The organism is Terrabacter terrae, from assembly GCF_039529575.1.
In the GTDB taxonomy this organism is placed as follows: domain Bacteria; phylum Actinomycetota; class Actinomycetes; order Actinomycetales; family Dermatophilaceae; genus Terrabacter; species Terrabacter terrae.
This window is the reverse complement of record NZ_BAAANB010000010.1, coordinates 9928-20965: the sequence shown is the minus strand read 5'-3', so window position 1 is coordinate 20965 and position 11038 is coordinate 9928. Positions and strand designations below refer to the sequence as shown.

Below are 11038 nucleotides of genomic sequence, written 5' to 3'. Positions count from 1 at the left end.
GGAGCACTGAGCGACGAGCGCGACCGCGGCGATCCGGGACCGTCGCGACACGGCATACGCCCGTCCGCCCGCGGCTGTGGGAGGTGTCGGTCATGATGTGCGGGACATGACGCGATGGACCCCAGCCCAGGTGGCCGGCCTGGCCCCCGACACCTCGTCGCTGGCCGCTGCCCGGAGGCTGGCGAGGCCGGGTCCGTGGTCCGACACCGGCTCGACCGAGACGCTGGTGTGGGGCAAGTGCCAGGGCTCGGGCAAGACGCCGTACCAGGTCAGCATCGACCTGACCGGTCCTGCGTTCCGGTGCACCTGCCCGAGCCGGAAGTTCCCGTGCAAGCACGGCCTGGCGCTGCTGCTCCTCTGGGTCGAGGGGTCCGGATCGGTGGAGGACGCCGCAGAGGCGGCCGGCTTCGCCCAGGAGTGGGCGGCCGAGCGGTCGGCGCGAGCGGAGGCCAAGGCGGCCGGCGACACGGCGCGCGCTACGCGCACCCCCGACCCGGTTGCGGCCGCCAAGCGCCTCGAGGAGCGGCTCGCCCTGATGGACGGCGGGATGGACGACTTCGCGCGCTGGCTCACCGACCTCGTCCGCGGCGGCACCGCGTCGGCGCGGCAGCAGTCCTACGCGTGGTGGGACGGCACGGCGGCGCGGCTCGTCGACGCGCAGCTGCCCGGCCTCGCGGACGACGTGCGCTCGGTCGGCGGCCTCGTGAGCGGCCGGCCCGACTGGGCCGAGCGGCTCCTCGTCGCGCTCGGTCGCTGGTGGACGGCGACGCGCGCGTGGGCGGGGCGCGGCTCCCTCGACGAGGCGCAGCTCGGCGACCTGCGGGCCTACCTCGGCTGGGCCACGAGCAGCGAGTCCGTCCGGCGCGCCGACGCCGTCACCGACCGCTGGCTCGTCCTCGGCGCCCACCGCACCGACGACGGGCGGCTGCAGCAGCAGCGGACGTGGCTGCGCGGCCTCGCCACCGGAGAGACGGTGCAGGTCCTCGACTTCGCCGCCGGTGGGCAGGTGCTGCCCGTCGCTCGCGTCGTCGGCTCGGCCCTCGATGCGACGGTCGCCCGCTACCCCGGCGCCGCGGTCAGGCGGGCGCTCTTCGTCGACGAGCCCACCGTCGCCGACGAGGGCGTGCGTATGCCGTCCGGCTCGACCCTCGAGGACGCCCGGTCCGCGGCCGCCGCGGCGTGGGGGCTCAACCCGTGGGCGCGCCGGGTGCCGGTCGTCGTCGCGGACGCCCGGGTCGGCACCGAGCGCGTCGTCGACGCCGAGGGGGCCAGTGTGGCGCTGACCGACGACGCCCCCGTGTGGTCGCTGCTGGCCCTGACCGGGGGCCGGCCGGCACAGGTCTTCGGCGAGCTGGAGGAGTCACGGCTGCGGCCGCTCTCGGTGGTCGTGGGCGACGAGGTGATGGCGCTGTGAGCACTGTGAGCACTGTGAGCAGTGTGCGCGCTGGGAGCCTCGTGACCGACGTCGACACGTGGTGGCGCGAGGTCGGCAACGCTGCGCTCGTGGGCACGGCCCGCCGTCCGGTCCCGCCGCTGCCGGACCTCGGGTCGGCGCAGGTGCGGGCCCGTGCGAGTGCCGCACCGCGCGAGGAGGCGCTGCTCGACGCGGCGGCCCTCGGCGCGGCGGCGCTGCGCGCAGGACGCCGGCTGCCGCACGCCGAGGCACCGGACTCCGCGCCCGACGACCGCCGTCCGGTCGCGCCCCGCCGGGCCGTGCAGCTGCTCGAGCTCGTCATGACGCAGCCCCCGGCCGGCGCGGCGCAGCGCACCGGACTGCTCGCCCACTGGCTGCAGGCGGCCGACGACGCGGGCTGCCGCGTGCCACATGCCCTCCTGCCCACCCTGCTCGAGCTCGCCACCGGCACCCGCGACCTCCGCCGCCCGACCGCGGCCGTGGTGGACGAGCGAGGTCGGTGGCTGGCCGGGCTGCGGCCGGACTGGGCGTGGGTCGCCGAAGCGGCCGCCGGCGCGGACGCGCGCACGGCGTCACGCGCCGCCGGGTCGTCACCGATCCTCGAGGAGTGGGCCCGGTTGCCCTCCGCGGACCGCGTGAGCGTCCTGGCCGCCGTGCGCGCCCACGACCCGACGGAGGGGCGCGAGCTCGTGGCCGCCACGTGGCACACCGACTCGGCTCGCGACCGACGCGCCCACCTCGACGCCCTCCGCATCGGCCTCGGTCCCGAGGACGAGCCCCTGCTCGAGACAGCGCTCGACGACCGCGCCGGCACGGTTCGCGAGGCAGCGGCCGAGCTGCTCGACGCCCTTCCCGGCTCGGCCCGTGCGCTTCGGATGGCGCAGCGTCTGCGCCCCCTCGTGCGCCGCACCGGGATGCTCGGCCGCGGCCTGGAGGTCCTGCTGCCCGACGAGCCCGACCCCGCTGCGGTGCGAGACGGGCTGGGCAAGCCGCCGCCGCGCCGCTCTGCGCGTGGCTGGTGGCTCGAGCTGCTCTGTGCCGGAGCGCCGCTCGAGCTGTGGCCCGAGCTCACCGGCGCCGACCCGTCCGCGACGGTGAACCGCCTGGCCGACGCGCAGGCAGCGGACGCGCTGGCCGGCATACGGCGGGCCGTTCGGGTCCGACGCGACCCCCACTGGGCCGCGGCACTGCTCGCCCGCGGCTGGGACCCGGCGCTCGTTCCGGCGCTCCCCCGAGAGCTTCGGGAGCGCGTGGTCCTGAAGCGCGTCGACGCCACGAGCGAGCGCCCCCACGAGATCGCGTCCGTCGTGGGCGCCGTCGACCCGCCCTGGTCGCCCGACTTCAGCGTCGCGCTCGTGTCCCGCCTGCGCGCCTCGAAGCTGGGGTCGGCGATGGTGGTGGCGACGATGCCGCACCTGCTCGCCGGGCTGGACCCGGCCGCGCTCGACCCGCTCGAGCGCTGGCTCGCTTCCACGGGCGCCGACCAGACCCTCACCACCCACCTGCGCAACCTGCTCCAGTTCCACTCCGTCAAGCGATCGATCTCCGAGGCCTTCAGATGAGCGAGTCCCTTTCTGCCACCACGGTCCTGCGGGCCCACGCCGAGGACGCGTATGCCGCCGAGCTGGCCGCGCTCGCGGCCTCCGACGACCGTCCCCGCCCGCCGCGCTGGCGGCTCTCTCCGTGGGCCGTGACCACCTACCTGCTCGGCGGCACCCTCGAGGACGGCACGGAGATCACGCCGAAGTACCTCGGGTCGCGGCGGCTCATGGAGGTCGCCGTCGCCTCGCTCGCGACCGACCGGGCCCTGCTGCTGCTCGGCGTCCCCGGAACGGCCAAGACGTGGGTGAGCGAGCACCTCGCCGCCGCCGTCAGCGGCTCGTCGACGCTCGTCGTGCAGGGCACGGCCGGCACGCCGGAGGAGTCGCTGCGCTACGGCTGGAACTACGCCCGGCTGCTCGCCGAGGGACCCACCCGTGCCGCCCTGGTGCCGAGCCCGGTGATGCGAGCGATGGAGACCGGCTCGCTCGTCCGCGTCGAGGAGCTGACCCGCATCCCCGCCGACGTGCAGGACGCGCTCATCACGATCCTGTCGGAGAAGCACCTGCCGATCCCCGAGCTCGACTCGGAGGTCCAGGCGCAGCAGGGCTTCAACGTCATCGCCACCGCCAACAACCGCGACAAGGGCGTCAACGACCTGTCCTCCGCCCTCAAGCGCCGCTTCAACACGGTCGTGCTGCCGCTGCCCGACTCCCTCGAGCAGGAGGTCGAGATCGTCCGCACCCGCGTCGACTCCCTCGGGACGTCGCTCGAGCTGCCGCCGGGCCTCGAGTCGCTGGCCGAGATCGAGCGCGTCGTCACGATCTTCCGCGAGCTGCGCTCCGGGGTCACCGCCGACCAGCGCACGACGGTGAAGTCGCCGTCGTCGACCCTCTCGACCGCCGAGGCGATCTCCGTGATGACCAACGGCCTGTCGCTCGCCGCCCACTTCGGCGACGGCGTGGTCCGGGCCGACGACGTCGCGGCGGGTCTGGTCGGTGCGGTGGTCAAGGACCCGGTGCAGGACCGGATCGTGTGGCACGAGTACCTCGAGACCGTCGTCAAGGACCGCAGCGAGTGGACCGACCTCTACCGCGCGTGCCGCGAGCTGGGCTGACATGAGTGCGGTGGAGGCACGGGTCGAGGTCCTCGGTGTCCGGCACCACGGGCCGGGCTCGGCGCGCTCGGTGGAGCGCGCGCTCGACGAGCTGCTGCCCGACGTCGTCGTCATCGAGGGGCCGCCCGAGCTCGACACGCTCGTCCCGCTGGCCGCCGACCCCGACCTCGTGCCGCCCGTCGCCGGCCTGGTCTACGTCGTCGACGAGCCCCGGCGGGCGGCGTTCTACCCCTTCGCGTCCTTTTCTCCCGAGTGGGTGGCGCTGCGGTGGGCCCTCGCGCACGGCGTCGACGTGCGCTTCGCCGACCTGCCGGCGACCCACTCCCTCGCAGGTGCCGAGAGCGACGACGCCCCACGGCGGCCACGAGAGCGCGTCGACCCCCTGACCGCGCTGGCCCGGGCTGCCGGCTACGACGACCCGGAGCGCTGGTGGGAGGACGCCGTCGAGCACCGGCGCACCTCCTCGCTCACGCACTTCGCCCAGCTGCGCGAGGCCATGGAGGGGGTCCGCGGCACCCTCGAGGGCGACGACGACGAGCGGCGGGAAGCCTTCATGCGCCGGGTGATCCGCGCGGAGATCCGCGGGGGCCGCGAGCGCATCGCGGTCGTCTGCGGCGCGTACCACGCCCCCGTGCTCGACCCGGCGTCGTTCCCGCCGGCCAGCCACGACAACGCGTTGCTCAGCAAGCTGCCCAAGGTCAAGGTCGCCGCCACGTGGGCGCCGTGGAGCTCCGAGCGCCTGTCGTATGCCAGTGGCTACGGCGCCGGGGTCCGCTCGCCGGGGTGGTACCACCACCTCTTCGCCACCCCGGACGACGAGGTCGTGCCGTCGTGGTTCGTCCGGGTCGCCCGGACCCTGCGCGGCGAGAACCTCGACGCGTCGACCGCGGCGGTCGTCGAGGCCACGCGCCTGGCCGGAGCGCTGGCGGCGGTCCGCGGGCGTCCCTCGGCGGGACTGGCGGAGCTCACCGATGCGGCGCGGGCTGTGCTGACCGACGGCGCCGACCAGCCGCTGCGCCTCGTCGACCGCACCCTCGTGATCGGCGACGAGCTGGGCCGCGTCCCCGACTCGACACCGATGGTGCCGCTCGCGAGCGACCTCGCGAAGCAGCAGAAGTCCTTGCGGCTCAAGGCGTCTGCCTCCTCCACGGTCGTCCAGCTCGACCTGCGCCGCGAGTCCCAGCTGGCGCGCTCGGTGCTCCTGCACCGGCTGCGGGTCCTCGACGTGCCGTGGGGCGCCCAGGTCGAGGCCGGACGCACCATGGGCACGTTCAAGGAGGCGTGGGAGCTCGAGTGGACGCCGGAGCTGGCCGTCGCGGTCATCGAGGCGAGCCTCTACGGCACGACCGTCCGCAGTGCCGCCGAGTCCCGCATCGCGGAGGAGGCACGAGACGCGCCCGACCTCGGCGTGCTGGGGCGCCTCATCGAGGAGTGCCTGCTGGCCGACCTCCCCGACGGGCTGCGGGCCGTGGTGGCCGCCCTGGCGGAGCGGACCGCCCGCCAGCACGACACGCGAGCCCTGCTCGAGACCGTCGAGCCCCTCGCCCGCACCTGCCGTTACGGCGACGTGCGCGGGGTCGACGTCGCCGACGTCACGCACGTGCTCCAGACCGTGGTCGTGCGGGCATCGGTCGGCCTGGGCGCCGCCTGCTCGACCCTCGACGACGACAGCGCGGCCGCCATGCGGGCGGCCGTCGAGGCAGCGCACCGCGGCATCGCCCTGTTCGACCACGACGACCTGCGCGACCCGTGGACCGAGGCCCTGGTGGCGGTCGGCCGCGACGAGGCCATCCACGGCACCGTCGCCGGGCGCGTCAACCGGCTGCTGCTCGACGGTGCGCTCCTCACCCACGAGGAGGCCGCATCGCGCCTGAGCCGCCGGCTGTCGCCGGGCACGCCCGCCCCCGCGGCAGCCGCCTGGCTCGACGGCTTCCTCGCCGGTGAGGCGCTGCTGCTGATCCACGGCGACGACCTGCTCTCGATCATCGACGAGTGGCTGGCGGGCGCCACCGAGGAGGCGTTCGAGGACCTCCTGCCACTCGTGCGCCGCACCTTCTCGCGCTACCAGCCTGCGGAGCGCCGTCTCATCGGGACGCACCTGCGCGACCTCGCGAGCGGCACGCGTACACGGTCATCGGCGGCGGCCGACTCGATCGACGTCGAGCGTGCCGCACCGGCCGTCGCCGCCGTCGCGCGGCTGCTGGGGCTGGAGGTGGCGTCGTGAGCGACCGCGACCGCCTGACCCGCTGGCGCCTCGTCCTGGGCGGCGACCAGGCTGACGGCATCGGCGACGCCGCGAGCCTCGACACCGACGACCTCAAGCGCGACGAGGCGCTGCGTGACCTCTACGACGGTGAGCGCCGCAGCGGCCTCGGCGCCTCCGCCCCGCGGGTCGCTCGGTGGCTCGGCGACATCCGCGGCTACTTCCCGTCCTCCGTCGTGCAGGTCATGCAGCACGACGCGATGGACCGCCTCGGCCTCACCCAGCTGCTCCTCGAGCCCGAGCTGATGGAGGCGGTGCAGCCCGACGTCGGCCTCGTCGCGACCCTCGTCGGCCTGAACCGAGTCATCCCCGAGCGGTCCCGCGCGACGGCCCGGGCGGTCGTGCGGACGGTCACCGACCAGCTGGAGGAGCGCCTGCGGGCCGAGACCGTCCAGGCCGTCACCGGGGCGCTCAACCGCGCTGCCCGCACGCGCCGCCCGAAGGCGGCCGACATCGACTGGCGGCGCACCATCGCCGCCAATCTCAAGCACTACCAGCCCGAGCACCGGACCGTCGTGCCCGAGCGGCTCGTCGGCCATGCCCGGCGCGCCCGCCGGGTGGAGCGGCGGATCATCCTCTGCATCGACCAGTCCGGCTCGATGGCCGAGTCGGTCGTCTACTCCAGCGTGTTCGGCGCCGTGCTCGCGTCACTCCGTTCGGTGGAGACGAGGCTCGTCGTCTTCGACACCGCGGTCGTCGACCTCACCGACGAGCTCGAGGACCCCGTAGACGTGCTCTTCGGCGTGCAGCTCGGCGGCGGCACCGACATCAACTCGGCGCTCGCCTACTGCGAGAGCCTCATCGAGCAGCCGGGCGAGACGATCCTCGTGCTCATCAGCGACCTCTACGAGGGGGGCATCGCCGAGGAGATGGTGCGCCGCGCCTCCTCCGTCGTCGCGTCCGGCGCCACGATGGTGGCCCTGCTCGCGCTCAGCGACTCCGGACGTCCGAGCTTCGACGCGAACCACGCGGCCGCGCTCGCAGCCGTCGGGGTCCCGGCCTTCGCGTGCACCCCCGATCGCTTCCCCGACCTCATGGCGACGGCGATCGAGAAGCGCGACATCACCGCCTGGGCGTCCGCGAACGACATCGTCACCACCCACGCGGGCGAGCCCGCCGGTTGAGCCCCCCGTCCCGGGGAAGTCTGGCGCCCTCGGCCACCTGTCGACGGCATACTCACCCGCATGCGACTGCACCCCGAGGAGACCGAGGCGGGCCCGTGGCGTCACGTGGACGGCGCCGAGCTGGCCGGCCTGCTCGCTCAGCTGCTCGGGGACGGCGGGGTGCTGCTCGTGGACGGGCGCTCGGGCAGCGGGAAGAGCACCTTCGCCGAGCGCGCAGCCCGGCTGCTGGACGGCGCCGTCGTGCACAGCGACGACCTGTCGTGGAACCACGACGCCGTCGCGTGGGACGACCTCGCGCTCACGCACGTCATCGAGCCGTGGCGCCGGGGCGAGTCGGTCGACTTCCGTCCCCCCGCCTGGGTCACGCACGGACGGGACGGCTCCGTGTCGGTGCCCGAGAGCGCACGCGTCCTCGTCCTCGAGGGGGTCGGCGCGGGACGCGCGTCGCTGGCTGCCCACGCCGACGCCGTCGTGTGGGTGCAGTCGGACCGGTTGGAGGCGCGCGAGCGGGGCCTGCGGCGCGACGTCGAGCTGGGTCGCACGCCGGAGGAGGCGGAGCGCTTCTGGGACGGGTGGATGGGTGCCGAGGAGCCCTTCCTCGCGTCTGAGCGTCCGTGGGAGCGGGCTTCCCTCGTCGTCGCCACACTTGAGGCGAAGCGGGCACCCGGGCGCACCACTGTGGCGCTCGGTCCGGCGATCAGGGGCTGAAGCCCTCCGGGGCGCCCTCGCCGACGCGGCCGTCGACCGCCTCGCGCAGGATGTCCGCGTGACCCGTGTGCCGGGCGTACTCCTCGATCATGTCGAGGAGCATCGCGCGCACCGATGGCGTGCGCCCGTCGGGCCAGGTGAAGGAAGCAGGGCCCTCGAGCCCGCGTTCGTCGATGACGCCGGCGACGACCCGGCGTGAGCGGTCGACGGCGTCGCGCCAGAGGGCGTAGACGTCGTCGGGGGTGTCCGTGGCGCCGGTGCGCCACTCCCAGTCCGGGTCTGCATCGAAGTCGACCGAATCCCAAGGGGACCCGTAGCCCTCGCCGGCGAGCTTGACGACGAGCCAGTCGCACTCGACCAGGGCCACGTGCTTGACGAGGCCACCCAGCGTCATCGAGCTCGCCGCGGTCGTCGCCCGCAGGCCGTCGCCATCGAGACCCGCAGTCTTCCAGGCGAAGGTCCGCCGGTTGCGCTCGAGGACGGACAGCAGCGCCTCCGCCTCTGTGCTCGTCGTGGGGGTGGCGGAGCTGGTCTCGGCGTCGCTCATGCCGTGAGCGTAGCCACCAGGAGCTGTGCTCTACCGACCTGACGCGTCGCCGGCCGAAGCGGGCCGGCACACTCCGGTGAGCCCGATGGCTCCCTGTGCGGCGGGCAGCTGCCGGGCGGCCACCCGCCTCTCTAGCGTGCGGGACGGACGAAGCAGGAGCGGCACCGGGCCTCGTAGCTGAAGGTGCCGTCGTCGGGGAGCGCCTCGGAGCCGCCGAGGTGCTCGAGGAACGGCTCGCCGGAACGCAGCACCTGCGTATGGGTGGCGCTGAAGTCGCGGCACTGGTCGCAGACCGCGCGGCGGTAGGAGACGGTGTCGGGGCCGAGCTCGAGCAGGGCGCGCACCGTGGCGAAGAGCTCACCCCGGTGGTCGAGATCGATGCCCGCGACGACGACGCGGGTCCCGCGCGCGAGCAGCTGCCCGATGACGGCCACGTCACCCGCGTCGAACATGTGCACCTCGTCGACCGCCACGACGTCCAGCGGCTCGGCGAGCGCCTCGTGCAGCGTCGCGACCTTGGTCGTCACCAGCTGCCCGCCGCTGCGGGAGGTGACGCCCGTGTCACGGACGTGCCGTTCGGACTGGTAGACGCGGTGCCGCACCCGGGTGAACTGCAGCGGCGACAGCATCGAGATGAGGGACAGGCTCTTGCCCGACTTCATCGGGCCGAGCACCACGTCGAGCGACACCGCGGGCACCGTGCGCAGGGACTGGGCGGCGCCGTCGATCATGGTCACGGGCGAGAACGCTATCCGCCGCCGGTGACAGCCGCAGACGGGGCCAGCAGACGAGGTCAGGGCCCGTCTCCGTTGATGCCCCGGACCGCTGCCTGGCTGCAGTCGTCGAGGACCCCCGAGGCCGAGAGCTGTCCGGCAAGGGCAGCTCCGTGGCCCTCGGCGCGTGCCGACGCACCGACCAGCCAGCACAGCGTCGGATCGGTGCTCGGCGTGGGCACCTCGGCGTTCGCCTGCGAGACGTCCCACCGCAGCTGGGCGAGCTGGTCGTGGGCGTCGGCGACCCGGCACCCGACCTCGCACCGGCCCTCTGGACCTTCACCGGCGAGGCTCGCGCCGCCTACCGCGACGCCGTCGCACTCGACGACGCGACCTGGGTGCGGGCCTGCGGTTGGGCGCTCGCCCCCTCGCTGACCGGCATCGGCCACTACCGGCACACCTTCCCGCGGATGGCCGAGCACGGTCGCCGCATGGTGCAGGCTGCGGTCGGCGAGCTGCTCGGCACCGGCGCCTCCTGAGCCGTCGAGCGCCGGCCACCGCGACGCGAACCCCGACTCGGCGCCTGTCTACTCGCCGGTCACCTCGGCGGCGTGGAAGGCTGCGGGGAGCGACACCACCCCTCGTCGACAGGAGCGCCCGATGATTTCTCGCATCGCCATCGTGAACCGCGGCGAAGCCGCCATGCGGCTCATCCACGCGGTGCGGGACCTCAACGCGGCAGCAGGCCCCGACGGTCACCGTATCGAGACCATCGCCCTGCACACCGAGGGTGAGCGGCGGGCGATGTTCGTGCGGGAGGCCGACCGCGCATACGACCTCGGGCCGGCGTCCGCGCGTCCCTACCTCGACTACGCCGTCCTCGAGCGCGCCCTGCGCGAGACGGGCGCCGACGCCGCGTGGGTCGGGTGGGGCTTCGTCGCGGAGCACCCGGCGTTCGCCGAGCTGTGCGAGCGGATCGGCGTGACCTTCATCGGCCCGAGCGCCGAGGCGATGGTCAAGCTCGGCGACAAGATCGGCAGCAAGCTCATCGCCGAGGAGGTCGGCGTGCCGGTCGCGCCGTGGAGCCGCGGCGGCGTCGACACGCTCGAGGACGCGAAGGCAGCGGCCGCGCGCATCGGCTACCCCCTCATGCTCAAGGCGACCGCCGGCGGTGGCGGCCGCGGCATCCGCCGGGTGGACTCCGACGCCGACCTGACCGACGCCTACGAGCGCACCCGTGACGAGGCGCAGCGCGCGTTCGGCTCGGGCGTCGTCTTCCTCGAGAAGCTCGTCACCGGCGCACGCCACATCGAGGTGCAGGTCATCGCCGACACCCACGGCACGGCCTGGGCCGTCGGAGTGCGCGACTGCTCCATCCAGCGCCGCAACCAGAAGGTCATCGAGGAGTCGGCCTCCCCGGTCCTGACCACCGAGCAGGCCGACGACGTGCGCGCCAGCGCCGAGCGGCTGGCCATCGCCGTCGGCTACGCCGGTGCCGGGACGGTCGAGTTCCTCTACCACCCGGGCGAGAAGTTCTTCGCCTTCCTCGAGGTCAACACCCGCCTGCAGGTCGAGCACCCGATCACCGAGGTCGTCACCGACACCGACCTCGT

At 74.4% G+C, this 11038-nt stretch carries 10 protein-coding genes; 8 read left to right on the top strand and 2 right to left on the bottom strand.

The genetic code is table 11. The features are described 5' to 3' along the window. Positions 1 to 106 precede the first annotated feature (106 nt). From ABD194_RS08500 to ABD194_RS08475, 6 genes are read left to right on the top strand one after another with little or no spacing between them, the layout of a single operon-like run. Positions 107 to 1414, top strand: coding sequence for an SWIM zinc finger family protein (locus ABD194_RS08500; protein WP_343990075.1), 1308 nt, complete (start codon positions 107 to 109; stop codon positions 1412 to 1414). A 14-nt stretch (positions 1415 to 1428) separates the two neighbouring features. After that, entirely contained in the window at positions 1429 to 2976 is a 1548-nt protein-coding gene (locus tag ABD194_RS08495; RefSeq protein ID WP_343990072.1) for a DUF5691 domain-containing protein, read from the top strand. Beyond that, entirely contained in the window at positions 2973 to 4070 is a 1098-nt protein-coding gene (locus tag ABD194_RS08490; RefSeq protein ID WP_343990069.1) for an ATP-binding protein, read from the top strand. Before ABD194_RS08495 ends, ABD194_RS08490 begins: the two co-directional genes overlap by 4 nt. A gap of 1 nt (position 4071) precedes the next feature. After that, entirely contained in the window at positions 4072 to 6294 is a 2223-nt protein-coding gene (locus ABD194_RS08485; RefSeq protein WP_343990066.1) for a DUF5682 family protein, read from the top strand. Further along, on the top strand, positions 6291 to 7457 hold the full coding sequence (locus ABD194_RS08480; protein ID WP_343990062.1) for a VWA domain-containing protein: 1167 nt from the start codon (positions 6291 to 6293) through the stop codon (positions 7455 to 7457). The genes ABD194_RS08485 and ABD194_RS08480 overlap by 4 nt, the downstream gene beginning before the upstream one ends. A 60-nt stretch (positions 7458 to 7517) precedes the next feature. Beyond that, positions 7518 to 8165 (top strand): uridine kinase family protein, encoded by a 648-nt coding sequence (locus ABD194_RS08475; RefSeq protein WP_343990059.1) that lies wholly within the window; start codon positions 7518 to 7520, stop codon positions 8163 to 8165. Here the strand turns inward: ABD194_RS08475 and ABD194_RS08470 are convergent. Together ABD194_RS08470 and ABD194_RS08465 are read right to left on the bottom strand one after the other, a co-directional pair. After that, complete coding sequence (locus ABD194_RS08470; RefSeq protein ID WP_343990056.1) at positions 8155 to 8712, bottom strand: DinB family protein; 558 nt, start codon at positions 8710 to 8712, stop codon at positions 8155 to 8157. The genes ABD194_RS08475 and ABD194_RS08470 overlap by 11 nt on opposite strands. Positions 8713 to 8843: 131 nt before the next feature. Next, positions 8844 to 9443, bottom strand: a complete 600-nt coding sequence (locus ABD194_RS08465) for a thymidine kinase (protein WP_343990080.1) — start codon at positions 9441 to 9443, stop codon at positions 8844 to 8846. 155 nt (positions 9444 to 9598) lie between these two features. On the opposite strand from ABD194_RS08465, the gene ABD194_RS08460 reads away from it, so the two are divergent. Both ABD194_RS08460 and ABD194_RS08455 read left to right on the top strand, forming a co-directional pair. Then, the gene (locus tag ABD194_RS08460; protein ID WP_343990053.1) at positions 9599 to 9964 is read left to right on the top strand and encodes a hypothetical protein; all 366 of its coding nucleotides are present in this window, start codon (positions 9599 to 9601) and stop codon (positions 9962 to 9964) included. A 121-nt stretch (positions 9965 to 10085) separates the two neighbouring features. Continuing rightward, positions 10086 to 11038: ATP-binding protein (locus ABD194_RS08455; protein ID WP_343990077.1), on the top strand; the 953-nt coding region annotated here is incomplete at its 3' end.